Source organism: Streptomyces sp. V2I9 (assembly GCF_030817475.1).
Taxonomy (GTDB): Bacteria; Actinomycetota; Actinomycetes; order Streptomycetales; family Streptomycetaceae; genus Streptomyces.
The window spans coordinates 4,877,200-4,904,045 of sequence record NZ_JAUSZJ010000002.1 but is presented as its reverse complement, the minus strand read 5'-3'; the positions used below and the strand labels follow the sequence as shown (position 1 = coordinate 4,904,045).

At 73.0% G+C, this 26,846-nt stretch carries 19 protein-coding genes and 1 pseudogene; 12 read left to right on the top strand and 8 right to left on the bottom strand.

Features of this window, described 5'->3' with window-relative positions; genetic code table 11:
- The first annotated feature begins 4 nt into the window (after positions 1-4).
- From QFZ71_RS21710 to QFZ71_RS21700, 3 genes are all read left to right on the top strand, one after another.
- Positions 5-280 carry a hypothetical protein gene (locus tag QFZ71_RS21710; protein ID WP_307669833.1) on the top strand — a complete coding sequence of 92 codons (276 nt, stop codon included), beginning with the start codon at positions 5-7 and terminating at the stop codon, positions 278-280.
- A gap of 103 nt (positions 281-383) precedes the next feature.
- Entirely contained in the window at positions 384-3,173 is a 2,790-nt protein-coding gene (locus tag QFZ71_RS21705) for a PQQ-binding-like beta-propeller repeat protein (RefSeq protein WP_307669832.1), read from the top strand.
- A gap of 163 nt (positions 3,174-3,336) precedes the next feature.
- Positions 3,337-4,593 (top strand): C40 family peptidase, encoded by a 1,257-nt coding sequence (locus QFZ71_RS21700; RefSeq protein ID WP_307669831.1) that lies wholly within the window; start codon positions 3,337-3,339, stop codon positions 4,591-4,593.
- Positions 4,594-4,738: 145 nt separating this feature from the next.
- Here the strand turns inward: QFZ71_RS21700 and QFZ71_RS21695 are convergent, their stop codons facing one another.
- Genes QFZ71_RS21695 through QFZ71_RS21675 form a run of 5 tightly spaced genes read right to left on the bottom strand, consistent with a single transcriptional unit; the run spans position 4,739 to position 10,848 of the window.
- Positions 4,739-5,974 carry a styrene monooxygenase/indole monooxygenase family protein gene (locus QFZ71_RS21695; protein WP_307669830.1) on the bottom strand — a complete coding sequence of 412 codons (1,236 nt, stop codon included), beginning with the start codon at positions 5,972-5,974 and terminating at the stop codon, positions 4,739-4,741.
- A 39-nt stretch (positions 5,975-6,013) separates the two neighbouring features.
- A complete protein-coding gene (locus QFZ71_RS21690; protein ID WP_307669829.1) occupies positions 6,014-6,664 on the bottom strand; it encodes an ATP/GTP-binding protein in 651 nt (216 codons plus the stop codon).
- Entirely contained in the window at positions 6,645-7,061 is a 417-nt protein-coding gene (locus tag QFZ71_RS21685; protein WP_307669828.1) for a DUF742 domain-containing protein, read from the bottom strand. Before QFZ71_RS21685 ends, QFZ71_RS21690 begins: the two co-directional genes overlap by 20 nt.
- Positions 7,058-7,543: a roadblock/LC7 domain-containing protein gene (locus QFZ71_RS21680; protein WP_307669827.1), complete on the bottom strand. Its 486-nt coding sequence runs from the start codon at positions 7,541-7,543 to the stop codon at positions 7,058-7,060. Before QFZ71_RS21680 ends, QFZ71_RS21685 begins: the two co-directional genes overlap by 4 nt.
- A complete protein-coding gene (locus QFZ71_RS21675; protein ID WP_307671545.1) occupies positions 7,540-10,848 on the bottom strand; it encodes a nitrate- and nitrite sensing domain-containing protein in 3,309 nt (1,102 codons plus the stop codon). The genes QFZ71_RS21680 and QFZ71_RS21675 overlap by 4 nt, the downstream gene beginning before the upstream one ends.
- A gap of 363 nt (positions 10,849-11,211) precedes the next feature.
- Here QFZ71_RS21675 and QFZ71_RS21670 point away from each other — a divergent pair, with 363 nt between their 5' ends.
- On the top strand, positions 11,212-12,006 hold the full coding sequence (locus QFZ71_RS21670; protein WP_307669826.1) for a hypothetical protein: 795 nt from the start codon (positions 11,212-11,214) through the stop codon (positions 12,004-12,006).
- Positions 12,007-12,103: 97 nt separating this feature from the next.
- Here QFZ71_RS21670 and QFZ71_RS21665 read toward each other — a convergent pair.
- A pseudogene (locus QFZ71_RS21665) lies at positions 12,104-12,584 on the bottom strand (MarR family winged helix-turn-helix transcriptional regulator).
- Between the two features lie 347 nt (positions 12,585-12,931).
- Here QFZ71_RS21665 and QFZ71_RS21660 point away from each other — a divergent pair.
- Positions 12,932-13,684, top strand: coding sequence for a polysaccharide deacetylase family protein (locus tag QFZ71_RS21660; protein ID WP_373465204.1), 753 nt, complete (start codon positions 12,932-12,934; stop codon positions 13,682-13,684).
- 89 nt (positions 13,685-13,773) lie between these two features.
- Here the strand turns inward: QFZ71_RS21660 and lon are convergent, their stop codons facing one another.
- The gene (gene lon, locus QFZ71_RS21655; RefSeq protein WP_307669823.1) at positions 13,774-16,194 is read right to left on the bottom strand and encodes an endopeptidase La; all 2,421 of its coding nucleotides are present in this window, start codon (positions 16,192-16,194) and stop codon (positions 13,774-13,776) included.
- Positions 16,195-16,505: 311 nt separating this feature from the next.
- Here lon and QFZ71_RS21650 point away from each other — a divergent pair, with 311 nt between their 5' ends.
- The 5 genes from QFZ71_RS21650 to QFZ71_RS21630 all read left to right on the top strand — a co-directional run bounded on the left by QFZ71_RS21650 (position 16,506) and on the right by QFZ71_RS21630 (position 23,685).
- On the top strand, positions 16,506-17,225 hold the full coding sequence (locus QFZ71_RS21650) for a spermidine synthase (RefSeq protein ID WP_373465140.1): 720 nt from the start codon (positions 16,506-16,508) through the stop codon (positions 17,223-17,225).
- 232 nt (positions 17,226-17,457) lie between these two features.
- On the top strand, positions 17,458-18,195 hold the full coding sequence (locus QFZ71_RS21645) for a response regulator transcription factor (protein ID WP_073763901.1): 738 nt from the start codon (positions 17,458-17,460) through the stop codon (positions 18,193-18,195).
- Positions 18,192-19,268: a HAMP domain-containing sensor histidine kinase gene (locus QFZ71_RS21640; protein WP_307669822.1), complete on the top strand. Its 1,077-nt coding sequence runs from the start codon at positions 18,192-18,194 to the stop codon at positions 19,266-19,268. The genes QFZ71_RS21645 and QFZ71_RS21640 overlap by 4 nt, the downstream gene beginning before the upstream one ends.
- 281 nt (positions 19,269-19,549) lie before the next feature.
- Positions 19,550-23,359, top strand: coding sequence for a multifunctional oxoglutarate decarboxylase/oxoglutarate dehydrogenase thiamine pyrophosphate-binding subunit/dihydrolipoyllysine-residue succinyltransferase subunit (locus QFZ71_RS21635; RefSeq protein WP_307669821.1), 3,810 nt, complete (start codon positions 19,550-19,552; stop codon positions 23,357-23,359).
- A 140-nt stretch (positions 23,360-23,499) separates the two neighbouring features.
- Complete coding sequence (locus QFZ71_RS21630) at positions 23,500-23,685, top strand: DUF6104 family protein (protein WP_003966321.1); 186 nt, start codon at positions 23,500-23,502, stop codon at positions 23,683-23,685.
- 167 nt (positions 23,686-23,852) lie between these two features.
- Here the strand turns inward: QFZ71_RS21630 and QFZ71_RS21625 are convergent, their stop codons facing one another.
- The gene (locus tag QFZ71_RS21625; protein WP_307669820.1) at positions 23,853-24,683 is read right to left on the bottom strand and encodes a hypothetical protein; all 831 of its coding nucleotides are present in this window, start codon (positions 24,681-24,683) and stop codon (positions 23,853-23,855) included.
- Between the two features lie 194 nt (positions 24,684-24,877).
- On the opposite strand from QFZ71_RS21625, the gene QFZ71_RS21620 reads away from it, so the two are divergent.
- Both QFZ71_RS21620 and QFZ71_RS21615 read left to right on the top strand, forming a co-directional pair.
- The gene (locus QFZ71_RS21620) at positions 24,878-25,735 is read left to right on the top strand and encodes a DUF4097 family beta strand repeat-containing protein (RefSeq protein WP_307669819.1); all 858 of its coding nucleotides are present in this window, start codon (positions 24,878-24,880) and stop codon (positions 25,733-25,735) included.
- A 1-nt stretch (position 25,736) separates the two neighbouring features.
- Entirely contained in the window at positions 25,737-26,813 is a 1,077-nt protein-coding gene (locus QFZ71_RS21615; protein ID WP_307669818.1) for a PadR family transcriptional regulator, read from the top strand.
- The last annotated feature ends 33 nt before the right edge of the window (positions 26,814-26,846 follow it).

The window sequence follows — 26,846 nt, the reverse complement described above, 5'->3', positions numbered from 1 at the left end:
CCGGGTGAAGAGCGAGAACACCCCTTTCCGCGGCGGCCCCCTGGACGGCCGGGTCCTGCCGGTCCTGCTGGGCCCGACCGGCCACCCGCCGAAGTGGTACGAGGTCCCGGTGCCCTCCCCCGACGGCGGCCCCGCCACCGTGTACGCCTACCAGCGGGTCCCGGCCGGCTACACCAAACGGCTCGGCCTCCAGCGCGGCTGGGTGTACGAGTACGCCCCGGCCGGCCGCGAACGCCGCACCCTCAACTGGCCCTGGTCCAAGCCTTCGGGCCGCGACTGAGCGGCGGCGCGGTCCGCGCCGGGGGCACAGGCCCTAAGATCGGCGGTCAGGCGCCGGGGGACGGGCCATCCGGTCGCCGTGAACGGTCACAAGGGGGTGCGCCATGGAGGCGCTGCGTCAGGACGATCCACGCCGCTTCGGCCGCTTCACCGCGCTGGCCCGCTTCGACGAACGCGCGAGCGCCGTACGGTACGTGGCCCGCGACACCGCGACCGGCGAGACGGCCCTCGTCACCGCAGCCCGCCCCGAACTGGCCGCCGTACCGGTCTTCAGCCGCCGTTTCCGGGCCGAGGCGCGCACCGCCGAACGCCTCGCCGGCGGCTGGGTGAGCCCGCCCCTGGAGGCCGGGGACGCGCCCCGGACGCCCGGTGACGGCCCGGAACCCCTGTGGACGGCGGCACGCCACGTACCCGCGCTGCCGCTGGCCGAGGCGGTCGGGATCGCCGGGCCGCTGCCCGAGAAGGCCGTACGGATCCTGGGCGCGGGCCTCGCCGAGATCCTCTCCCGTGTGCACGCCACCGGCTCCGTGCTCCAGGGGCTGGCCCCCGGCACGGTGCTGCTGGCCGCCGACGGCCCCCGGCTCACCGCGTTCGGCCCGCTGGGCGCGGCCGCGTCGGCCCGGGCCCGGCCCGGCGGCCAGCTGTCGGTGCGGCTGGGCTATCTGACGCCCGAGCAGATCGAGGGCAAGGAGGTCTCCGCCGCCTCCGACCTGTTCGTGCTGGGGCTGTTGCTGGCGTACGCGGCGACCGGGACGACCCCGTTCACGGAGGGTCCGGCCGAGGAGGCGACCCGCCGGATCGCGGAGGACGAGCCCGAACTCGACGCCGTACCGGAGGCGTTGCGCGAGCTGATCGCGGGCTGCCTGGCGAAGGACCCGGCCGCGCGGCCGACCGCCGGCTCGGTCGCCGCCGACCTGGCCCTGGAGGGCGCGGCCGGCCTGGCCCGCGGCGGCTGGCTCCCCGAGCCCCTCGCGGCGGCGGTCGCGGACCAGGAGGCGCGGGTGCTGGCCCTGGAGGTACCGGAGGACGGCCCCGCGGAGAAGGGCGACCCGGAGGCGGCGTCGGGGGCCGGGGAGGCGGAGGGCGGCCCCGCCGGGGACGGGACCCCGCAGGACGCCCCGGAGCCCGCGACCGGCCGGGACGGCGTCCTCGGGCCCGAGGACGCCGTCCCGGTGGACGCTCCCGCCCCGGCCCCCGTGGACGTCCCCGCCCCGGCGGGCGCCCCGGAGCCGTCGCCGGGGGACGGGGAGGTGGAGGAGGACCGGGACACCACCCGGTTCCTCGACACCGGGCCCCGCCCGGCCCGCCATGACCGGCCGACGACCCAGCTCGCGCTCCCCCCGGAGCTGACCGCTCACCCGGCCCCCACCCTCGCCCCGGCGCCCACCGCCTCCGGTGCCGCGCAGCACGCCGACCACCTCGCCACCGCACCGGACGCCCCGCAGCGGCACGGCCATCCGGACGGCGGACCCGCCCCCTACCCGGCCGCCGCCCTTCCCGCCGGGTCCGGCGGGTCCGGCGGGAGCCCGATGGTCTCCCTGCCGCTGCCGCCCGCCCCGGCCCCCGCGCCCGATCCCGGCGCACGTCGGCGGACCCTGCTGACGATCGCGGCGGCCGCGGTCGGCGGGCTGGTCGTGGGCGGCGGCGCGGTCGCCGCGCTCGGGTCCGGGAACACCGCCGTGGCGACCGACGACAAGCCCGCGCCGGAGCCCCGCCGTACGCTCCCCGGCCAGGCGCCCGAACCGCGCTGGATCTACGCGCACCCGGCCTCCGAGGCGGCCCCGCTCGCCACCGCCGTATGGCGGGACAGGCTCCTCGTGGTGATCAGCGAGAGCCAGGCCAGCGCGGTCGACCTGCGGACCGGGAAGCGGCTGTGGCAGCGCGCGGACGCCGCGAAGGGGCAGGTGGCGGCGGCGACCGGGGCGGACCTGGTCTTCGTGGCGAGCCCGACGGAGTTCCTGTGGCTGGCGCCGGAGGACGGCAAGGTCGTGCACCGCGTGCGGTACACGGAAGCCTTCGCCGACCTGCCGGGCCTCGCTGTCGGTCCCCTGGCCGGCGCCTCCGGGCCGGTCATCTGGTTCACCGCGTCGCACACGGTCACGGTGAAGGCCCCGAAGCCGAAGAAGGGCAAGAAGAAGGGGAAGGACAAGCAGGTCGTCGAGGCGTTCTTCCTCGCGTACGACATCGTGCAGCGCAAGGAGCTGTGGCGGACCCCCGTGCCGGCGGGCCGCGCGCCGGGCACCCCCGTCTACCGGGTGGTCGCGGAGCGCTCGGCCGACCTCCTCGTGCGGCAGAGCGCGGCGACTCTGACCCCGGCCGAGGTCAAGGCGGCCAAGGGCAAGGGTTCGATCCGCTCGTTCGACCAGAAGACCGGCAAGCCGCTGTGGGTCAAGCAGTACGGCGCGGCCTCCCTCCGGGCCGCCGTCTCGGGCGACGAGGACGGGACGCTGTACGCGGCGGTCGGCACGGATCTGGAGGCGTTCGAGACGGACACCTCGAAGCCGCTGTGGCGTGTCGAGGGCAGCGCGGGCTCGGTCTTCGGCACCCCGCTGACCGCCGGGCCCCTGATCCACACCGCCGAACGCAGCCAACTGGTCGGCGCGGTGGAACGCGAGAGCGGCCGCCTCGTGTGGCGTCGCTCCACGGAGGTGCCGGGCATCGGGAACGCCCCGGCGCTCACGCTGAGCTACAGCGGAAAGACCCTGGTCGCCGCGGACGCCGTCCAGGTCACGGCGTTCTCGGCGGCCGACGGGGAACGGCTGTGGAAGTTCCAGGACATCGGGTCCGCCGACCCGAAGGGGGCGACGGTGAGCGCGCCGTACCGGGTGCTCGCCGTGGGGAAGATCGTCGTCGTCCAGCGCGACCGGAGCTTCTACTCCTTCCCGGTGACCTGATACCGGGCCCCGTCACTCCCTCTGCCGCCGCCGTCCGGGGGTTCCCCGGACGGCACGCCGCGCGGTGCTTGCGTCACCTGCCGTCGGATGACCGGATGATCGGATTCGCCGATCAATGGACGTGCCCGTGGTCGGGCCGCGTCTCCGTCATGGAGGTGATGTCGTGTCGGTCAGGCTCCTGCGCGCGGTCTGCACGACGGCGCTGGCCGCGGCACTCACGGTCTCCCCCGCCACCGCCGCTCCCCCCGAGCCCGGCCCCGTACCGTCCGGGGAGTCCGTACCGTCCGACGCCTCGGAGCCCGGCGCGGACGAGTCCGGCGCCGACGGGTCCGACGCGGCGGAGGTGGACGCCGGAACCGCCCTCGCCGCGCCCGAGGCTCCGAAGAGCGTCGTCGCCCTCCTGCGCGAGCTGCAGACCCGCTACCGGGAGGCGGAGGAGGCGAGCGAGACCTACAACGCCACCGCCGAGAAGCTGAAACGGCGAACCGCACAGCTGAAGAAGGTCGACGCGGACCTGGCGAAGGCGCGGGCGGCGCTGGAGACCAGCCGCCAGGACGCCGGGCGGCTGGCCCGCGAGCAGTACCAGGGGCATACCGAGTTCTCCGCGTACCTCCGGCTGCTGCTGGCCCGCGACCCCCAGCAGGCGCTGGACCGGAGCCACGTCGTGGGGCGGCTCGCCGCGAACCGCGCCGCGACGGTGGACCGGCTGACCGGCGCCGCCCGGCGGGCCGACCGGCTGGCCGCCGCCTCCCGCAGGGCCCTGGACCAGCAGAAGAAGCTGGCCGCACGGCAGAAGAAGGAGCGCGATGCCGTGAACGGCAGGCTGAGGGAGGTCGAGGGGCTGCTCTCCACGCTCTCCGAGGAACAGCTCGCCCAGCTCGCCGATCTCGAACAGCGCGGCGTGGACAAGGCCCAGCGCGACCTGGTGGCCTCCGGAGCCCTCTCCTCCACGCGGCGGTCCCCCACCCGGCAGGGCGGCGACGCCGTGGCGTACGCGGTCCGCCAGATCGGCAAGCCGTACGTGTGGGGAGCCGAGGGCCCCGATTCCTTCGACTGCTCCGGGCTGACCTCACAGGCGTGGTCGGCGGCCGGGCGGACGATCCCGCGCACCTCGCAGGAGCAGTGGAAGCGCCTGCCGAGGGTGCCCCTCTCCACGCTGCGCCCCGGCGACCTGGTCGTCTACTTCCCGAAGGCCACCCATGTGGCGCTGTACATCGGAGACGGCCTGGTGGTGCAGGCGCCCCGCCCCGGTACGAAGGTCAAGGTCTCGCCGCTGGCGTCGAACCCGCCGCTGGGGGCCGTGCGCCCCGACCCGGACGGCACCCCGCTGTCCGCGTACACGCGCCCGGACCTCCCCGAGGGCGCCCGCGACGGCGCGGACACCGGGTACAGCGCGGACACCGCACCCGGCACCCCGTAGAGCGCCGGGAAGCAGCCCCGTTCCCGGACCCGTTCGCGCCCGGCACCCGCACCCGCACCCGGTCCCGTTCCCGACAGAACTCGGCGGCCGGACCGGCGGTGCGGGTCCGGCCGCCGAAGCGGTGGTCGGGGCGCTCGGGCCCCGGTCAGCCGCCGGAGACCGAGGCCAGGTAGGCGTTCGTCTTCTCCGGGTCGTAGAAGAAGTTCTCGAAGTCCGCCGGGTTGTCGAACCCGTTGGCGAAGCGGTCTGCCACGGGCTGGAGCTGACCGGCCGCGCCGATCAGGTTCAGCACGTGCTCCGGCGGGACGCCGAGCATGGCGTTGGTCCACTTCGTGACGTGCTGCGCGGTCTCCCAGTACCGGTCGAAGGTGGACTGCATCCACGCCGCGTCGAACTCCTGGTCACCGTGCTCGACGATGGAGTCCAGGTAGGAGTTGGCGCACTTGGACGCCGAGTTGGAGCCCTGGCCGGTGATCGGGTCGTTGGCCACGACGACGTCCGCGACGCCGAGGACCAGGCCGCCGCCGGGCAGCCGCCCGACCGGCTTGCGGACCGTGGGGGCGTAGCGGCCGGCGAGGGTGCCGTTGGCGTCGGTCAGCTCGACCTTGGTGGCGCGGGCGTACTCCCACGGCGTGAACCGCTCCATGAGCTCCAGCGTCTTCGCCAGGTGCTCGGAGGGGTCCTTGATGCCCTGGAAGGCGTCCAGCGGGCCGCCCGGAACGCCCTCCCAGAAGAGGATGTCGGCGCGGCCGGAGGTGGTGAGGGTCGGCATCACGAACAGTTCGCCGACGCCCGGCACCAGGTTGCAGCGGACCGCGTCGAACGCCGGGTGCTCCGGCCGGGGGCCCATGCCGTGGACGTAGGCGACGGCCAGTGCGCGCTGCGGGGCGTCGAACGGCGAACGGGCCGCGTCCCGGCCGAACATGGAGACCAGCTCGCCCTTGCCGGCCGAGACCATCACGAGGTCGTAGGTGCGGGAGAAGTAGTCCAGGTCGGAGACGGCCGCGCCGTGGATGACGAGCTGGCCGCCGCGCTGGGCGAAGGTCTCCATCCAGCCGGCCATCTTCACGCGCTGGTCGACGGACTGGGCGAAGCCGTCCAGCCTGCCGACCCAGTCGACGGCGCGGGAGGAGTCGGGGGCGGCGACGGAGACGCCGAGCCCCTCGATCTTCGGGGCCTGGGACTCCCAGAAGTTCAGCTGGTAGTCCCGCTCGTGCTGGAGCGCGGTGTGGAACATGCACTGCGTGGACATGACCCGGCCGGTGCGGATCTCGTCGGCGGTGCGGTTGGACATCAGGGTGACTTCGTAGCCTCTGGACTGCAGTCCCAGGGCCAGCTGGAGCCCGGACTGGCCGGCTCCGACTATGAGTATCTTCCGCATCGCGGCTCTCCGTGCTCCGTCGTTTCTGATTCGGGGCGGTCAGGCGGGGGCGACGTCGAGTGCGTGGCCCACCAGGGCCAGCAGGGACTCGACGACCGTGATCCTGTTGCGCGCGTCCATGATCACTATCGGCACCCGCAGGGGTACGGTCAGGGCCTCCCTGACGTCCTCGGCGTCGTAGCCGGGCGTCCCCTCGAAGTGGTTGACGGCCACGATGTACGGCAGGCCGCAGCTCTCGAAGTAGTCGAGCGCGGGGAAGCAGTCCTCCAGCCGCCGGGTGTCGGCCAGGACGATCGCGCCGATCGCGCCCCGGACCAGGTCGTCCCACATGAACCAGAAGCGCTGCTGACCGGGGGTGCCGAAGACGTACAGCACGAGGTCGTCGTCGAGGGTCAGCCGGCCGAAGTCCATGGCCACCGTCGTGGTGGTCTTCTCGGGCGTCGCGGAGAGGTCGTCGGTCTCCTCGCCGGCCTGGGTCATCAGCGCTTCGGTCTGCAGCGGCGTGATCTCGGAGACCGAGCCGACGAACGTCGTCTTGCCGACGCCGAATCCGCCCGCCACCACGATCTTGGTGGCGATGGGCGCGCGGGTGTGGTCGAGCTGCCAGGCTTGCGGGGACTCCTCGGCCTGTGGACGGGACCCCTGCTGACGCGGGGCGAAGAGCGGCGCCTCAGAGACGGCGGAGGCCATTGAGCACCCTTTCGAGCAGTGCGCGGTCGGGCTGACCGGTGCCGTGACCGGTTCCGTACACGCGGATCTTTCCTTGGTCGGCCAGGTCGCTGAGCAGCACCCGGACGACTCCGAGCGGCATCTTCAGCAGGGCCGAGATCTCCGCGACCGTACGCATGCGGCGGCAGAGTTCGACGATGGCGCGCAGCTCCGGCATGACGCGGGTGGCGAGGTTGCCGTTGGTGAGCTCGCGGCGCTCGTCGGGTGCTTCGAGGGCGGCGACGAACGTCTCGACCAGCAGGACGTGCCCGAACCGGGTGCGTCCGCCGGTGAGGGAGTACGGGCGGACGCGGGCGGGACGTTTCCCGGCCCCTCGGACGGGGAGCCGGGGGGCGGGTTCTGCGGCGGCGGTCGTCACTGGGCGCTCTCCATCGATGTGCGCAGCTCACTGCGGAGTTCGGGGGTGAGGACGTGTCCGGCCCGGCCGACGAAGAGGGCCATGTGGTACGCGACGACGCTCATGTCGCAGTCCGGCGCGGCGTGGACGCCGAGGAGGGAGCCGTCGCTGATCGACATGACGAAGAGGCTGCCCTCGTCCATGGCGACCATCGTCTGTTTGACGCCGCCGCCGTCCATCAGTTTGGCCGCGCCGACCGTCAGGGAGCCGACGCCCGAGACGATCGTGGCCAGGTCGGCGCTGGAGCCCTTGGGCCCGTTCGCCGTCCCCGCCGCCTCCGGCCGCGGGTCGTGGTGGCCGGGGTCGGAGGAGAGCAGCATCAGGCCGTCGGACGAGACGACGGTGACCGAGTGGACCCCTGGCACCTCCTCCACGAGATTGCTCAGCAACCAGTGAAGGTTCCGGGCCTCGTTACTCAGCCCGAATGTGCTGGGCGCAGTCAACTGCGTGCCTCCTCGACTGTGTCCCCCGTCTCTTCGTTCCGGCCGTCCGCCCGGCCGCCGGTCGTGGCGTTCCGTGCGGTGCTTGCGTTCCGTGCGCCTGGTGCGGCGCCTGTGGAGTGTGCGGTGTTCTCGTGCCCCGTACGCCCGGCGGGTACGCCTCCGGGTTCGGCGACGGCGATGCCGCCGGTCCCGGCGATCTCCGCCTCGACGTCGCGGCGGCCCTCCTTCGCGGCCTGGTGGAAGCTGCCGAGCCGGCGGCGCAGGGCGTCCCGGTCGAGGCTTCCGGTCCGTCCGGGAGCCGGTGTCGCGTCGGGCCGGACCACCTTGGGCGTGCGCTTCGGCAGCCCCTTGTCGGTGACCGGGCGGCGGGGGGCGGGCACCGTTTCGGCGTGCGGTGCCGGGGCGGCGGCCTCCGCGTGGGGCGCGGGGCGGGCGGCGGGACCGTCGTCCGGGTCCTGGTCGCCGGGGGCGGTCTCGGCGGGCCGCTCGTGGCGGTCGGGGCCGATCGCGTACAAGCCGGGGGCGGCGGGGGCGTCCGCCACCGGGTCGGCGGTGCCGGGCCGTCCGGCCGAGGGCATGTGTCCGGCGGGCTCGGGCTCTCCGCCGGGGACCGCGTCGTCGGCGGGCGTTCCCTCGTCGGCCGGGGCGACCTCGTCCGACTGTGCTGCCTCGTCGGCCGGGGCTGTCTCGTCGGCCGGGGCCGCGGGAGGCTTCGGCAGACGGACCTGGAGGGTGATCTCGGAGTCCCGCTCGGGGGCGGCGTCGGCCGCGGCCTCCGCGTCGGCGGCCGGTTGCCGCGCTTCCTGCTCCTGCTTCTGCTCCGGTACGGCGGTGGCGTCCGGGCCCTCGCCGCCCGCGTCCGTGTCGGCCGCCTTCTCGGCTGCGGCGTTCTCGCGGAGCGCCCGCTCGGCCGCGGCGATCATGGGGTCGACGGCGGGCACGGGCTCGGGGGCGATCTGTGCGGCGGGGTCCTGTGCCGCCTCGGCGGTCGGCTCGGCCGCCACGGTCTCCGCCTCCGGCGCCGGTACGGCGTCGGCTTCCGTGCCGGTGTCCGCGTCGGGCGTCACGGGTGCGGGCGCCGCCGACGAGGTCTCCGAACGGCGCGGCAGGGCATTGGAGTTGGCCTCCGCCACCGAGCCCGGAAGGTTGAGCGCGGGCGCGTCGCCGGGCAACTGTACGGCGGGGGGCGGGCCGGCGGGGAGGGAGTTGGGCAGCAGCGTCTCGGGGAGGACGACGACAGCCGTCACACCGCTCCCCTTCTGCTCGCGCAGCTGGACCCGTACTCCGTGCCGGGCGGCCAGCAACGAGGTGACCTGGAGGCCGAGTCCGGCCCCGGTGACGTCGGCGTGCCGCTCCCCCGGCTCGAACGGGGCCGGATCCGCCAGCCTGGCATTGAGCTCGCCCATCCGGACCGCCGACATGCCGATGCCCTCGTCCGACACCGAGAGCATCACCTCACCGCTCTCCAGGAGCCAGCCGGACAGCTCGACCGGGGCGTCGGGCGGCGAGAAGGCGGTGGCGTTCTCCAGGAGTTCGGCCAGCAGGTGGCTGAGGTCGTCGGCGGCGAACCCGGCGATCTGGGCGTGCGGCGGCAGGGACTGGATGGTGACCCGCTCGTACCGCTCGATCTCGCTGACGGCGGCGCGCGCCACGTCCACCAGCGGGATCGGTCCGGCGTGGCCGTTGCTGTGTTCGGCACCGGCGAGGACGAGCATGTTCTCGCTGTACCGGCGCATGACCGTGGCCATGTGGTCCAGCTTGAACAGAGTGGCCAGGCGCTCCGGGTCCTGCTCCCGCTCCTCCAGGCTCTCGATGACGCCGAGCTGCCGCTCGACCAGTCCGAGGGTGCGCAGGGAGAGGTTGACGAAGGTGTGGTCGACCGTGCCGCGCAGCTGCTCCAGCTCGGTGGCCAGTTCGGTGACGTGCGCCTGGAGTTCGGTCCGCTGGGTGACCAGGGCCTGGCGGCCCTCGATCAGCTTGGCCCGTTCGCCGGAGAGGCTCTCGACCCGGCCGGCGACGTCCTGGTGCAGGGTGGCGAACCGGTCGTGCAGGGTGTTCATCGACCGGACGACCTGGGCGAACTCGTCGTTGCGGCCGGTGTAGCGGACCGGTTCGGCGCTCGAAGGGTCCTCGGCGAGACGGGCGGCCCCGATACGCAGGACGGCGAGCGGCTGGGTGAGGGTGCGGGCGACGGCGGTGGAGATGCCGACCGCGAGCAGGAAGCAGCCGCCGAGCAGGGCGATGCTCAGTTCGAGGGCGGTGACGTCGTCGTCGCGCAGCCCTTCCAGGTCGCGGACCTGGCCGGTGGCCAGGGCGGACTCGACGCCGCGCATCCGGTCGACCCGCGCGGAGAGCGCGGCCTCCAGCTTCTTCGGGCTGGTCCGGCGCTCCGCCTCCGACAGCTCGGGGCGGTCGGTGAGGCGGGCGAGGTACTTCTCCGCGTCGTTGACCTCGGAGCCGGTGACGGTGGCGGAGAGCTTGTCGCGGGCCTCCGGGTCCGCCGCCTGGTCGAAGTCGGCCAGCGCGGCCAGCTCCCGTACGCGGGCCTGCTGGGCGGCGGCGCTCAGCTCGTCGCGCTCCCGGTCGGCGCGGGCGCCGCCCTCGTCCCGGTTCTCGACGGGCAGCCCGGTGAAGGGGTCGGTCCGCGGGGCCGTCGGCTCGGGGCTCGGCACGGCGAGCGCGGCGAGGAGGAGCCCGCGGGTGGCGGCCGCCTGCTCGGAGGCACTGCCCAGGGTGAGCGGGGCGCGGGTGGCGTCGGCGCGCGGCGGGGTCTTCTCGGCCAGTTCGGCGGCGATGCCGTGCAGTTTGGCGATGACGTCGGAGTACGCCTGGTGCGCCTCCAGGGCCGAGCCCTTGCCGGTCAGGGCGTCGCGGCGCAGGGAGGCGACCGTCGAGAGATCGCGGCGCAGGGAGGCGGAGGCCGCCTCGTGGATCTCGTCGATCTGCTGATCGACGCGGGTGGCGCGGGCGGCCCGGTTCTTCGCGCTGTCGTCGGCGTTCTCGTCCCGGCCGTCCGCGATGTACGCGGTGACGGCGTCACGCTCGTCCGCGAGGGAGTGCCCGAGGGTGACCGCCTGCTGGTTCAGCTCGGCGAGGGTGACCAGGCGCTGGGACTCGGTCACGTCGGTGGAGGCGCCGAGCACGGCGGGGGCGCCCGCCGCCACGACGATGACGCCGACGACCGCCACTCCGGCGACCAGTCGGCTGCGGACCCGCACGGTCCGCTTGTCGGTGCCGGGTGCCGGAGGCGTCGCCCCGGAACCGTCGCGCGTCGTGCCCTTGCTCCGCGGCCGCTTCTTCTGCACCGGTGCTCGCAATCTTGACTCGTCCACCCTTGAAGCAGAGGTGACGCACGGTCACGTGGAAGGGCGCCCCGCTCCTGGTACGGCTTCCGACCATTCCAGCGCTTTTGAGAGGGGGGCGCGCATCAACCGCTCCGCCACTCGAAGGAGTGAACATCACTCCGGAGTTGGCGAACAAGTCTCCCCGGGCGCGCCTCTGACCATGCGTGGACCACCGGGTGGACCTTCCGCGCCGCCTTTGGCAGGATGCGCGCCCGCATCCGGTACGGAGCCTCTCCTTCCGCTCGGCGCGCCGCTTTGACCTGCTGCTACAGGCCATATTCAGCCGTGTGCGGGGATGGTGGAGGCCTCGTGCAGACTGGCGGTATGCGCATCGAACTCGCTTCCGCGCCCGGCAGCCCCGAACGCCCCAACGAGGACTGGGCGTGCGGGGCTCTTCCCGCGTCCGGCCAGGGTGGAGCGCTGGTCCTGCTCGACGGTGTCACGCCGCCGCCGGGGGACGACGGCTGCGTGCACTCGGTCCCGTGGTTCACCGCGCGGCTGGGCGGCGCGCTGGTGGAACTGTCCGGTTCCCGCCCCGATCTGACCCTGCCGGAGATCCTGGCCGAGGCCATCGCGCGTACAGCCGACGCCCATCGGGTCACCTGTGACCTTTCTCACGTGCGGACGCCTCAGGCGACCGTGGTCCTGGCGCGTTGGGGAGCGGACGCCGTCGAGCATCTGGTGCTCTCCGACTCGGCCCTGCTGCTGGAGTCGCGCGACGGGACGGTCCGGGCGGTCCTCGACGACCGGCTGGACCGCCTGCCGCCGGGCTCGCTCGCCTCGAACGAGATCGCCGATGCCACGGTGCGCAATCAGGAGGGCGGCTTCTTCACGGCCGCCGCCGATCCGTCGGTGGCCTCCCGCGCGGTGACGGGCAGCACCCCGGCGGCCGACGTGCGCGCCCTCGCCGCGCTCACGGACGGGGCGACCCGCTGGACGGAGGTGTTCGGCGAGGGCGACTGGGCGGACGCGCTGCGACTGCTGCGGAAGGCGGGCCCGCAGGCGCTGATCGACCGGGTACGGGACCTGGAGGCGGCCGACGCGGCGGCGGGACGCGTACGGCTGCGGCGCGGCAAGACGCACGACGACGCCACGGCGCTCCTGGTCGAGCTGGACTGACGGCGGCGGCCCGGCATGGGCGGACAGGCGGAAGCGGTCGGCTCCGGGACGCCCCCTCGGGCCGCCGGGGCGCGGGGCGGCCGCCCGATGGGCCGGGTCAGCCCTCCGCGGGGCTGTTCAGCTGGTGCAGGAGCCGGGCCAGCTCGGCGACCTCGGCCGGGTCCCAGCCGGCCAGCTTGCGCATGTAGCTCCCCCGGCGGGCGTCCCGGACGCCGCGGAAGCGGACCAGGCCCTCGTCGGTGAGGTGGACGAGCCAGGCGCGCCCGTCGGCCGGGTCCGGCTCGCGGGTCACCAGGCCGAGGTTCTCCAGGGAGTGCAGCTGACGGCTCATGGTGGCCTTGCCGACGCCGAAGTAGGCGGCCAGTTCCGTGGCCCGCTGCCGGCCCGTCTCCTCCAGCCGGACCAGCAGACCGTAGGCGGCGGGCTCCAGTTCGGGGTGGACCTCGCGGGCCATCTCACCCGACGTGGCCCGCGCCCGGCGGAGGAACACCGCCAGCTCCCGTTCGAGCGCCAGGAACCGGTCCGCCCCCCCTTCCGTCCGCCGCACCCGGCTCCGGCCCGCTGTCGCTCCCGCGCACGTCAGTACCCCTCGTACGGTTTCCTGCCGATGAAGACGCCTTCCGCGACCGGTCGACGCCGCGGTTCGGCCAGTATTTCGCAGGGGCGGCCCGGCGGCGGCGACCCGGCCCCCTCCCCCGCGCCGGAACCCCCTGCGGAGCACCGCGCGGCAGGACAGGGCCAGACCCTTACCGCCCCGGAGCGGCGCGGCCCGCCCCGACGGCCGCGACCCCCGACCCACCGGCTCTTCAGGGGCCCGCGACCCCACTATGCACCCCGCGTATACGCACTATGTATAGTCCTCGGCGTACCGCACACCTGTGCGGAATTTCCCCCCGCAGAGGAGCGCTACGCCGTGCCCAGAAAGATGCTGTCGTCCGGGATCGGGTTGACCGCCGCGCTGGTGACAGCGCTCACACTGACCCTGAGCGGCTGCTCGATGGAGACGACGGCCCCGGCCTCCGCGCGCGGGGAGGCGGCGTCGGACGCCAAGGGAACGTTCGGGCCGGTGGACTGCCGCAAGGCCAAGTGCATCGCCCTGACCTTCGACGCGGGGCCGGGCGAGGACACCCCCCGGCTGCTGGACATCCTCCAGGAGAAGAAGGTGCACGCCACCTTCTTCCTGCTCGGCAAGCACCACGTCCTCAAGTACCCCGACGTGGTGCGGCGCATCGAGGACGAGGGCCACGAGGTCGCCAACCACACCTGGACGCACGAGATCCTGACCGACCGGAAGCCGGACGAGATACGGGCCGAGCTGGAGAAGACCCAGCTCGCCATCGAGAAGATCACCGGCAAGAAGCCCCGTCTGATGCGTCCGCCGCAGGGCCGCACCGACGACACGGTCTCGGAGATCAGCAAGGACCTCGGGCTCTCCCAGGTGCTGTGGAGCGCCACCGCCAAGGACTACTCGACGAACGACTCCGCGCTGATCGAGAAGCGCATCCTGGACCAGGCGAGCAAGGACGGCATCATCCTGCTGCACGACATCTACCGGGGCACCGTCCCCGCCGTCCCCGGAATCATCGACGCGCTCCGGGAGGACGGCTACACCTTCGTGACGGTCCCCGAGCTGATGGCCCCGGCCGAGCCGCAGGCCGGCACGGTCTACCGCCCCTGAGCACGTCCGGGAACAGCGGAACGGCCCGCTCCCGCCGAAGCGGGAGCGGGCCGTCCGTGCCCTCGTGGCCGCGGGGCGGCGCAAGGCCGTCAGGCCGCGGCCGGAATCCTCTCCTCGGTCCGGGCCGAGGCCGGGGCGAGGGCGATCTCCAGCACCTGGCGGACGTCGGTGACCGGGTGGACGTCCAGCTTCTCCAGCACCTCGGCCGGGACGTCGTCCAGGTCGGCCTCGTTGCGCTGCGGGATCACCACGGTGGTGATGCCCGCCCGGTGCGCGGCCAGCAGCTTCTGCTTGAGGCCGCCGATCGGCAGGACCCGTCCGGTCAGCGACACCTCGCCGGTCATCGCCACATCCGTGCGGACGAGGCGTCCGGAGAGCAGCGAGGCCAGGGCCGTCGTCAGGGTGATGCCGGCGCTGGGGCCGTCCTTGGGGACCGCGCCCGCCGGGAAGTGGACGTGCACCCCCCGGTCCTTGAGGTCCGCCACCGGCAGCTCCAGTTCCGCGCCGTGCGACCGCAGGAAGCTGAGCGCGATCTGCGCCGACTCCTTCATGACGTCCCCGAGCTGGCCGGTCAGGGTCAGTCCGGACGCCCCGGTCTCCGGGTCGGCGAGCGACGCCTCGACGAAGAGGACGTCACCGCCCGCCCCGGTCACCGCGAGCCCGGTGGCCACGCCCGGCACCGCGGTACGGCGCTCGGCCGGGTCCTGGGCGGACTCGGGCACGTGGTGCGGGCGGCCGATCAGCCCGCGCAGCTCCACGTCGGTCACCGTGAACGGCAGCTCGCGGTCGCCCAGTTCGTGCTGGGCCGCGACCTTGCGGAGCAGCCGGGCGATGGACCGCTCCAGGTTCCGTACGCCCGCCTCGCGGGTGTACTCGCCTGCCAGCTTGCGCAGCGCCGACTCCTCCAGGACGACTTCGCCCGTCTCCAGTCCGGCCCGCTCCAGCTGGCGCGGGACCAGGTGGTCGCGGGCGATGACGACCTTCTCGTCCTCGGTGTAGCCGTCGAGGCGGACCAGCTCCATGCGGTCGAGCAGGGCCTCCGGGATGGCTTCGAGCACGTTGGCCGTGGCCAGGAAGACGACGTCGCTGAGGTCGAGGTCGACCTCCAGGTAGTGGTCGCGGAAGGTGTGGTTCTGCGCCGGGTCGAGCACTTCGAGGAGGGCGGCGGCCGGGTCGCCCCGGAAGTCGGAGCCGACCTTGTCGATCTCGTCGAGCAGGACGACCGGGTTCATCGAACCGGCCTCCTTGATGGCCCGCACGATGCGTCCGGGGAGCGCGCCGACGTACGTACGCCGGTGACCGCGGATCTCCGCCTCGTCCCGGACGCCGCCGAGCGCGACGCGGACGAACTCACGGCCCATGGCGTGCGCGACGGACTCCCCGAGCGAGGTCTTGCCGACGCCGGGCGGGCCGACCAGGGCGAGGACCGCGCCGCCGCGCCGTCCGCCGACGACGCCGAGGCCCCGGTCGGCCCGGCGCTTGCGCACCGCGAGGTACTCGGTGATGCGCTCCTTCACGTCGTCGAGCCCGGCGTGCTCGGCGTCCAGGACCTCCCGGGCGCCGCGGATGTCGTAGGCGTCCTCGGTCCGCACGGTCCAGGGCAGTTCGAGGACGGTGTCCAGCCAGGTCCGGATCCAGGAGCCCTCGGGCGACTGGTCGCTGGAGCGCTCCAGCTTCTCGACCTCCTTGAGCGCGGCCTCGCGGACGTGCTCGGGCAGATCGGCGGCCTCGACGCGGGCCCGGTAGTCGTCGGACTCGCCTTCCGGGTCGCCGTTGAGCTCGGACAGCTCCTTGCGCACGGCGTCGAGCTGGCGGCGCAGCAGGAACTCCCGCTGCTGCTTGTCCACGCCGTCCTGGACGTCCTTGGCGATGGACTCGGCCACGTCCTGCTCGGCGAGGTGTTCGCCCAGCCACTGGATGGCGAGCTTCAGCCGGGCGACCGGGTCCACGGTCTCCAGCAGCTGGACCTTCTGGGCGGTGGTGAGGAACGGCGAGTATCCGCTGTTGTCGGCGAGCGCGGAGACGTCGTCGATCTGCTGGATGCGGTCCACGACCTGCCAGGCGCCGCGCTTCTTCAGCCAGGAGGTGGCGAGCGCCTTGTACTCCTTGACCAGCTCGGCGGCGGAGCCGGGCAGCGGATCGGGGGCGGCGGTGCGGAGCACGGTCCCCTCGACCCAGAGCGCACGGCCGGGGCCGCTGGTCCCGGCGCCGATGCGGACGCGGTCGCGGGCCCGGATGAGGGCGCCCGGATCGCCGTCCGAGAGGCGTCCGACCTGCTCCACGGTGCCGAGGACACCGGTCCCCGTGTACGTCCCGTCGATCCGCGGGACCAGCAGCACCTCGGGCTTTCCGCCACCGGGACGGGCGGCGGCCTGCGCGGCCTCGACGGCGGCGCGCACCTCGGCGTCGGACAGGTCGAGCGGCACCACCATGCCGGGCAGGACGACCTCGTCGTCGAGCGGCAGCACGGGCAGGTCGATCGGTGTGAACGCCTCGGACTCGTGAGTCATGATCTCCCCTTCGGCAGGCAAGTTGAGCTATGTGGACTCAATGCTGGTGAGTCGCCGAATGTTCCCCGACGGGTGTTCGCTCTGAGCGATCAGGACTCACGCGCCCCACCGACCACCACGGAGGCACCCTCCGATTACGGCAGCGCGGCAGGACGGCCGGATGTTCCCCGCCACGGTTCCCCACCGCACCGTCGCCCGCCGGAGGGAAGGGCCGTCGCCCGTCGGAGGGAAACGGACTGGCCCCCTCGTCCGGCCGCAGGCCAGGATGGGCGGGCCCCGACCGTCACGACCGGAGACCGGAGAGCCCCAGCATGTCCGCGACGACCGCCCCCGAACCGATGACAGCGCCGCCGGCCCGTTCCGATGAGGCTCCCGCCGTCCTGGACCGCCGCGAGGGCCCCTTCGGCGAGGTGGTGCTGCGGGGGCGCGGGAAGCACTTCGAGATCATCGCCAACGGGTGCTTCCTGATGGACACCTCCGACGGACGCTCGGAGCGGCTGCTGATCGACGCCGCGCTGGCGGCCCTGCCCGCCGGACGCGCCGCCCCCTCGGTGCTGATCGGTGGCCTGGGCGTCGGGTTCTCCCTGGTCCGGGCCGCCGAGGAGGAACGCTGGGGCCGGATCACGGTCGTGGAGCGGGAGCAGGCGATCGTGGACTGGCACCGGGACGGGCCGCTGGACCGGATCTCCGGAGCGGCGCTGGCCGACCCCCGGACCGCGATCCTGCGCACGGATCTCGTCGATCACCTCCGTACCGGCACGGAGCGTTACGACGCGCTCTGCCTGGACATCGACAACGGCCCCGACTGGACCGTCACGGAGGACAACGGGAATCTCTACTCCCCCGCCGGGCTGGCGCACTGCCACGACCGGCTGACTCCGGGCGGCGTGCTCGCCGTCTGGTCCGCGCAGCCGTCGCCGGCCTTCGAACAGGCGCTGCGGAATGCCGGGTTCAGCGGGGTTCGGACCGAAGAGGTGGCCGTTGCCCGAGGTGTGCCCGACGTGGTCCATCTCGCACTCCGGACCGCGTGAACCCCCTCCCCGTATCCACGCCCCCGGAGAAGGCCGGGGCCGACCGGCACCAGGGCGGTGATCCAGCCGCCCGGACGGCCCCGGCGCGCACCCCTGGGACAACACCCTGCGTAGCCGAGAGCCCTCCGCTGCCTTTACGCTGCTGACCGGCACAAGGGATCACCGACGAAATCCACGAGCGAGAACCGTGCCTCCGGGGTTGTTCCCCGCGAGAACGGGCAGGGGCGGGGCGATGGAACAGACACACACCACCCACAACGGCGTCGCGGCCACCCCGGGGGCTCAACGCCGGGTGCTGGTGGTCGAGGACGACGCGACGATCGTCGACGCCATTTCCGCCCGGCTGCGGGCGGAGGGCTTCCTGGTGCAGACCGCGCTGGACGGGCCCGCGGCCGTGGACGCGGCCGAGGCGTGGCAGCCCGACCTGATGGTGCTCGACATCATGCTTCCCGGCTTCGACGGCCTGGAGGTGTGCCGCCGGGTGCAGGCGTCGCGCCCGGTTCCGGTGCTGATGCTCACCGCACGCGACGACGAGACCGACATGCTGGTCGGGCTCGGGGTCGGCGCCGACGACTACATGACCAAACCGTTCTCCATGCGCGAGCTGGCCGCCCGGGTGCACGTGCTGCTGCGCCGCGTCGAGCGGGCCGCGCTGGCGGCGGTCACCCCGCGCAGCGGGATACTGCGCCTCGGCGAGCTGGAGATCGACCACGCCCAGCGCCGCGTCCGGGTCCGCACCGAGGACGTCCACCTCACGCCGACCGAGTTCGACCTGCTGGTCTGCCTCGCCAACACCCCGCGCGCGGTGCTCTCCCGCGAGCAGCTGCTGGCCGAGGTCTGGGACTGGGCGGACGCCTCCGGCACGCGTACGGTCGACAGCCACATCAAGGCGCTGCGCCGGAAGATCGGCGCGGAGCGCATCCGCACCGTACACGGCGTGGGCTACGCCCTGGAGACCCCCGCGCCATGACCTGGCCAGGGTCCGGACTGCGGCCCTTCTCGATCAAGGCCAAGCTCGGCACGCTCGTCGTGGTGTCGGTCTTCATCACCACCGGGCTGCTGATCGTCGCGCTGCGGACCCGTACGGAGTTCCGCTTCATCACGGTGTTCTCGGTGATCGCCACGCTGCTGATCACCCAGTTCGTGGCGCACGGCCTCACCGCGCCGCTGGACGAGATGAGAGCGGTGGCCCGGTCCATCTCGCACGGCGACTACACGCGCCGGGTGAGCGGCGCCGGGCGGCGGGACGAGCTGGGCGACCTGGCGCAGACGATCAACCGCATGGCGGACGATCTGGAGGCGGAGGACCGGCACCGCAAGGAGCTGGTCGCCAACGTCAGCCATGAGCTGCGCACCCCCATCGCGGCGCTGAGAGCCGTGCTGGAGAACGTGGTGGACGGGGTGTCCGCCGCCGATCCGGAGACCATGCGCACGGCGCTGAAGCAGACCGAGCGGCTCGGCCGGCTGGTCGAGACGCTGCTGGACCTGTCCCGGCTGGACAACGGCGTGGTGGAGCTCAAGGCCCGCCGTTTCGAGGTGTGGCCGTATCTGTCCGGCGTACTCAAGGAGGCCAATCTCGCCGCCTCGCAGCGACGCCTGTCGTCGGGATCGGGCAACCACTCGCGTACGGACGTCCACCTGCACCTGGACGTCTCGCCGTCGGACCTCACCGCGCACGCGGACGCGGAGCGGCTGCACCAGGTGGTCGCCAACCTCATCGACAACGCGGTCAAGCACAGCCCGCCGCACGGCCGGGTGACGGTGCGGGCCCGGCGCGGGCCCTACCCGGAATCGCTGGAGCTGGAGGTCGTCGACGAGGGGGCGGGCATCCCGGAGGCGGAGCGCCACCGGGTGTTCGAGCGATTCAACCGGGGGCAGGCACCGTCCCCGCAGGGGCCGGGCAGCGACGGCGGCACCGGACTGGGGCTGGCCATCGCCCGGTGGGCGGTCGATCTGCACGGCGGCCGGATCGGGGTGGCCGAATCCGTTCGGGGCTGCCGCATCCAGGTCACCCTTCCGGGAATCTCCGCCCCGCGCAGTTGACGACCTTGTTGACATAGGGTCGAACCGGAGGGGCACATTCATCCGTGTCCAGCCAGTAGCGGATCTCCGGGGTGACGGTCGCAGGACCGTCACCCCCGGTCCGCGTCCCCGAAGTGCAGTGGAACCTCGCTTGTTTCCCGCCATTTCCTGCGCCGAAACCCGCCCTTCGATGTGATGTGCACGACGAAGCACCGGCCCGGTCTGCAAGGAACGGTTCAGGGGGCGTAGCCTTGATTTCCGCTGTCCATCACCTTGTGAAGCGGAAGAGGGCGGTTGCCGCCGTGTCGTCTCAGTCCCCCAGTAACTCGAGCATCTCGACCGACCAAGCCGGTCCGGGCACCAACCCGGCCGCCGCGTTCGGCGCCAATGAATGGCTCGTCGACGAGATCTACCAGCAGTACCTCCAGGATCCCAGTTCGGTCGATCGCGCCTGGTGGGACTTCTTCGCCGACTACAAGCCGGGTGGATCCGGCACGGCGGACAAGCCCGCGCCCGACGCCGGGGCCTCGGGGGCCCCGGCGACCGAGGCCGCGGCCGCACCGGCTCCGGCGAAGGCCGCGCCCGCCGCCGCTCCGGCGGCGCCCGCGCAGCCGGCCCCCGCCCCGGCCGCTCCGGCCCCGGTGAAGACCGCCCCCGCCCCGGCGAAGCCCGCGGCGGAGAAGAAGCCGGCCGCCGCGCCCGCCCCGGCGAAGGCCAAGGCCGACGGGTCCACCGAGGCCGCGGCCGGCCCGGAGTACGTGACGCTGCGCGGCCCCTCGGCCGCCGTCGCGAAGAACATGAACGCCTCGCTGGAGCTGCCGACGGCCACGTCCGTCCGCGCGGTCCCGGTGAAGCTGCTCTTCGACAACCGCATCGTCATCAACAACCACCTCAAGCGCGCCCGCGGCGGGAAGATCTCCTTCACGCACCTCATCGGGTACGCGATGGTGCAGGCCCTCAAGGCCATGCCGTCGATGAACTACTCCTTCGCGGAGAAGGACGGCAAGCCGACCCTGGTCAAGCCGGAGCACGTCAACCTGGGTCTGGCCATCGACCTGGTGAAGCCGAACGGCGACCGCCAGCTGGTCGTGGCGGCCATCAAGAAGGCCGAGACGCTCAACTTCTTCGAGTTCTGGCAGGCGTACGAGGACATCGTCCGGCGCGCCCGCATCGGCAAGCTCGGCATGGACGACTTCACCGGCGTCACCGCCTCGCTGACCAACCCCGGCGGCATCGGCACCGTCCACTCGGTGCCCCGCCTGATGCCCGGCCAGGGCCTCATCATGGGCGTCGGCGCGATGGACTACCCGGCGGAGTTCCAGGGAACCTCGCAGGACACCCTCAACAAGCTCGGCATCTCGAAGGTCATGACGCTCACGTCGACCTACGACCACCGGGTCATCCAGGGCGCCGCCTCCGGCGAGTTCCTGCGCGTCCTGTCCCAGCTGCTGCTCGGCGAGAACGACTTCTACGACGAGATCTTCAAGGCGCTGCGCATCCCCTACGAGCCGGTCCGCTGGCTCAAGGACATCGACGCCTCGCACGACGACGACGTCACCAAGGCCGCGCGGGTCTTCGAGCTGATCCACTCCTACCGGGTCCGCGGCCACGTCATGGCCGACACCGACCCGCTGGAGTACCACCAGCGCAAGCACCCCGACCTGGACATCACCGAGCACGGCCTCACCCTGTGGGACCTGGAGCGGGAGTTCGCGGTCGGCGGGTTCGCCGGCAAGACGATGATGAAGCTCCGGGACATCCTCGGCGTGCTCCGCGAGTCGTACTGCCGCACCACCGGCATCGAGTTCATGCACATCCAGGACCCGAAGCAGCGCAAGTGGCTCCAGGACCGGGTCGAGCGCCCGCGCCCCAAGCCCGAGCGCGAGGAGCAGCTGCGCATCCTGCGCCGGCTGAACGCGGCCGAGGCGTTCGAGACCTTCCTCCAGACGAAGTACGTCGGCCAGAAGCGGTTCTCCCTGGAGGGCGGCGAGTCCGTCATCCCGCTGCTCGACGCCGTCCTCGACTCCGCCGCCGAGGCCCGCCTCGACGAGGTCGTCATCGGCATGGCCCACCGCGGCCGCCTGAACGTGCTGGCGAACATCGTCGGCAAGTCGTACGCGCAGATCTTCCGCGAGTTCGAGGGCAACCTCGACCCGCGCTCGATGCACGGCTCCGGCGACGTCAAGTACCACCTGGGCGCCGAGGGCACCTTCACCGGTCTGGACGGCGAGCAGATCAAGGTCTCGCTGGCCGCCAACCCCTCGCACCTGGAGGCGGTGGACCCGGTCCTGGAGGGCATCGCCCGCGCCAAGCAGGACATCATCAACAAGGGCGGCACGGACTTCACGGTCCTGCCGGTCGCGCTCCACGGCGACGCGGCCTTCGCGGGCCAGGGCGTCGTCGCCGAGACGCTCAACATGTCGCAGCTGCGCGGCTACCGCACCGGCGGCACCGTGCACGTGGTGATCAACAACCAGGTCGGCTTCACCGCCGCACCGGAGTCCTCGCGCTCCTCGATGTACGCCACCGACGTGGCGCGCATGATCGAGGCGCCGATCATCCACGTCAACGGCGACGATCCGGAGGCCGTGGTCCGCGTCGCGCGGCTCGCCTTCGAGTTCCGGCAGGCGTTCAACAAGGACGTCGTGATCGACCTCATCTGCTACCGCCGCCGCGGTCACAACGAGGGCGACAACCCGGAGTTCACCAACCCGCAGATGTACACCCTGATCGACAAGAAGCGCTCGGTGCGCAAGCTCTACACCGAGTCCCTCATCGGTCGCGGCGACATCACCCTGGAAGAGGCGGAGCAGGCGCTCCAGGACTTCCAGGGTCAGCTGGAGAAGGTGTTCGCCGAGGTCCGCGAGGCCACCTCGCAGCCGGCCGCCCCGCACGTGCCGGAGCCCCAGGCCGCGTTCCCGGTGCCCGTGGAGACCGCCGTCTCGGCCGAGGTCGTCAAGCGGATCGCCGAGTCGCAGGTCAACATCCCCGAGTCGATCACCGTCCACCCCCGTCTGATGCCGCAGATGCAGCGTCGCGCGGCCTCGGTGGAGAACGGCACGATCGACTGGGGCATGGGCGAGACGCTGGCCATCGGCTCACTGCTGATGGAGGGCACCCCGGTCCGGCTCGCCGGCCAGGACAGCCGCCGCGGCACGTTCGGCCAGCGCCACGCGGTCCTGGTCGACCAGGTCACCGGCGAGGACTACACCCCGCTGCTGTACCTGACGGACGACCAGGCCCGGTACAACGTCTACGACTCGCTGCTCTCGGAGTACGCGGCGATGGGCTTCGAGTACGGCTACTCGCTGGCCCGCCCGGAGTCGCTGGTCATCTGGGAGGCCCAGTTCGGTGACTTCGTCAACGGCGCGCAGACCGTCGTGGACGAGTTCATCTCCTCGGCCGAGCAGAAGTGGGGCCAGACCTCCGGCGTCACGCTGCTGCTGCCGCACGGCTACGAGGGCCAGGGGCCGGACCACAGCTCCGCGCGTCCCGAGCGCTTCCTCCAGATGTGCGCGCAGGACAACATGACGGTCGCCATGCCGACCCTGCCGTCGAACTACTTCCACCTGCTGCGCTGGCAGGTGCACAACCCGCACCACAAGCCGCTCATCGTCTTCACCCCGAAGTCGATGCTGCGTCTCAAGGCGGCGGCGTCCTCGATCGAGGAGTTCACCTCCGGCGGCTTCCGCCCGGTGATCGGCGACTCGACGGTCAAGCCGGAGAACGTCCGCAAGGTCGTCTTCGTCTCGGGCAAGCTGTTCTACGACCTGGACGCCGAGCGGGAGAAGCGCGGCGACACGGAGACCGCGATCATCCGGCTGGAGCGCCTGTACCCGCTGCCGGGTGCGGAGATCCAGGCCGAGATCGCGAAGTACCCGAACGCCGAGAAGTACCTGTGGGCCCAGGAGGAGCCGGCCAACCAGGGTGCGTGGCCGTTCATCGCGCTCAACCTGATCGACCACCTGGACCTCGCGGTCGGCGCGGACGTGCCGCACGGCGAGCGACTGCGCCGCATCTCGCGGCCGCGCGGCTCGTCCCCGGCGGTCGGTTCGGCCAAGCGCCACCAGGCCGAGCAGACGCAGTTGGTGGAGGAGGTCTTCGAGGCGTAGTCCTCCAGGACCGCACGGCCGCACGAGCGGCCCGTACGTCACAGGGACCCGGTTCCGCGCTGGTCGCGGGGCCGGGTCCCTGGCGTCCGCCGCCGTGACCGGCGTTCCGGCAGGTGTACGGGCCCCGATATCCTGGCCGTATGTACTTCACGGACCGTGGCATCGAGGAACTGGAGAAGCGGCGCGGCGAGGAGGAGGTCACCTTCGAGTGGCTCGCCGAGCAGCTGCGGACGTTCGTCGATCTCAACCCCGACTTCGAGGTGCCGGTGGAGCGCCTCGCCACCTGGCTCGCCCGGCTGGACGACGAGGACGACGAGGACGCGTAGCCGGCTCCCGGCCTCCGGAAAGCTCCCGCGTCCCCCGGTCCCGGGGCCCCGGTCCGCCTCCCGGTCCCGGGGCCCCGGTCCGCCTCCCGGTCCCGGGGGCCCCGCCCGCGATCCCGGGGGCCCCGCCCGGCCGCCCGGCCGGGGCGAGGCATCCGCTCGGCTCCCGGTCAGGAGCCCTCCGCGCCGGACCTGGCCCGCTCGTAGAGGAACCCCAGCGCACCCTGCGCCAGCAGCACCGCTCCGGCCGCCGCCCAGCCTCCGCTGCGCCGCCGGGCGCCCCACAGCAGCAGCGGGAGTCCGGCGGCGAGCTGGACGGCGGCGACGGCCCGCGCGCGCGGGCCGCGTACCCACGGGCCGATCCGGCCGCTCTCGACCGCGTCCAGCTCCACGCGCACGGCGTCGCGCCAGCCGCCCCACTCCACGCGTTCCACCCCGCGCTGCACCGCCGCCACGGCGCGCAGCCGGTCGGCGCTCTCGCCCGGTGAGAGCCCGGCGGGCAGGGTCAGACCGGTCCGGGTGAGGACGGCGAGCAATCCGCGCAGCCGGGCCTCGGCGTCCGCTTCCGGGTCCGGACGGGTCAGCTCCTCCAGCGTCTGCACGTCGAGTACGGGGTCGAGGCCGAGCCGGGCCGCGAAGGTGCGCATGGCCTCGTCCTCGCCCGCCGGGGTGCCGTCGGCCAGCCAGACGTAGCCCACGGGCCTCCGGAAACCGGCGGCGAGGGTGTATCCGGCCCGGTCGGCGTCCCACCACAGGGCGAGCACCGGCCAGGGGGAGCCGACGGCGAGCGCGGTGGCCCAGCCGCCGAGGACGCGGTCCACCGGCTCGGCCTCCTGCCCCGGACCCGCGCTCCGCCAGGGCTTCCCCTCCGGGACGAGCACGCTCCACTCCTCGCCCGCACGGGCCAGGAACATCTGCTCGCGCAACAGGTGGGCGAGCGGCCGTACGGTCTCGGGGTCGGCACGGCACAGCAGGAGCGCCCCGGTCGGTGTCGCGTTCATGGCTCACACGCTAGGGCAATTCGTCCGCATGTGATGCGGTTGAAGCCGTTCGGCCCTCACCGACGTCACCCCCTTTCCCCGCCTGCGACCTCCCCCACCTTCTTGATTTCTTGACTTCCCCCATCCGCGATATATCGTGTTCTCATCAAGACGCGATATGTTGCGTCACCCTGCGCTTCCGGGAGGTCACATCCATGCCTGTGTCGACATGGACCATCGCCGAGCCGCGGAAGCTCGCCTTCGAGGACCCGGTGGAGGCGCTCCATGTACGCGTCGTCGACGGCACGGTGAACGTGGTCGGGTCCGACGAGCCGCACGCCCGGCTGGAGATCTCCGCGATCGAGGGGCCGCCGCTGATCGTGACCCGGGAGGACGGTCGGCTCACCGTGGCCTACGAGGATCTGCCCTGGCAGGACTTCCTGCGCGCGTTCGCCTCGCGCAGCCGCCGGCGCAGCGTGGTGGTCTCCCTGGTGGTGCCCGCCGCTTCGTCCGTGGAGGTCGGCGTGGTCGGTGCCGGGGCCGTCGTCTCCAACGTCGGCGGGCGCACGGAGATACGGAGTGTCACCGGCGACGCCACGCTCGTCGGGCTGACCGGCCCGGTGCGCGGGCACAGCGTCTCGGGCGCCCTGGAGGCCCAGGGCGTCACCGGGGACCTGCGCTTCCACTCCGTCTCGGGCGGCCTGACCGTGATCGACGGAGCGGGGGCCTCGGTGCGGGCGGACTCGGTCAGCGGCGACATGATGGTGGACCTGGCCCCCGCCGACAGGCCCGCGGACGTCTGGCTGACCACGGTCACCGGGGAGATCGCGGTCCGGCTGCCGCACCCGGCGGACGCCAGGGTCGAGGCGAACACCGCGACCGGGTCCGTCTCCAACGCCTTCGAGGAGCTGCGGGTCGGGGGACAGCTGAGCGCGAAGAAGATCACCGGCGCGCTGGGGGCCGGGAAGGGGGCCCTGCGGGTGACGACCGTATCCGGTTCGATCGCCCTGCTGCGCAGGCCACCCGCCGACGACGACGTGTACGCCGCCGAGCCGACCGGAAAGGTTCTCTGACATGCCCCCCGTTTTCGCCCACGGCCGTCTGCGGCTGTACCTCCTCAAACTCCTGGACGAGGCGCCCCGCCACGGTTACGAGATCATCCGCCTGCTGGAGGAGCGCTTCCAGGGCCTGTACGCCCCGTCCGCGGGCACGGTCTACCCGCGCCTGGCCAAGCTGGAGGCCGAGGGCCTGGTCACCCACGCCACCGAGGGCGGCCGCAAGGTCTACTCGATCACCGACGCCGGCCGCGAGGAGCTGGCGGGCCGCGGCGGTGAACTGGCCGATCTGGAGCTGGAGATCCGCGACTCCCTCTCCGAACTGGCCGCGGAGATCCGCGACGATGTGCGGGGGGCGGCAGGCCGGCTCCGCAGCGACATGCGGGCGGCGGCGTCGGAGTCCCGGCACGGCACGAAGACCGGAACCGGGGCCGGCGGGGCGAAGGAGGACGGCCGGAGCGACCCGTCGTCCCCCTTCGGCGACTTCGGTGACTTCGGTGACTTCGGGAAGCTGGGTGACCTCGGCGAGAACGAGACGTGGAACACGGCGAAGGAGGAGCTGCGCCGGGTCCGCCAGCAATGGAAGGAGCAGGCCCGCCGGGCGAAGGACGAGTCCCGGCGCGCCCGCGAGGACGCCGAGCAGGCCCGCCGCCAGGCCAAGGAGGCGCAGGAGAAGGCCCAGGAGAAGGCGCGCGAGCAGATGCAGGCCGCCGTCCGTCAGGTGCAGGAGCGCTTCGCGCGGGGCGACTGGCCCTCCGGCGTACGGGAGGGGATCGCGGAGATCACCGGGCACCTCGGCGGCTTCGCCCGCTCCGGCGCCTGGCCCCCGTTCGGCAAGCCCGAGCCGGACGCCGCCCCGCCCGTCCAGGACCCGGCCCCCGGTGCGGACTGGGGACAGGACGTGCCGCCGGCCGGGGACCCGGCGCGCGACCTGGACCGCTTGCTGGATCGTTTCCGCGACGGTGTCCGGGACGCCGCCCGCGATCACGGGGTGACGGAGGACCAGCTCGGGGAGGTCCGCCGCCACTTGGGCGCGGCGGCCGCCCGGATCGAGGCGCTGCTGACACCGGACCCGGAGGGCGGGCGGAAGCCCTGATCCGCCGGCCGGGACAGGGGCCTCCCCGGCTCC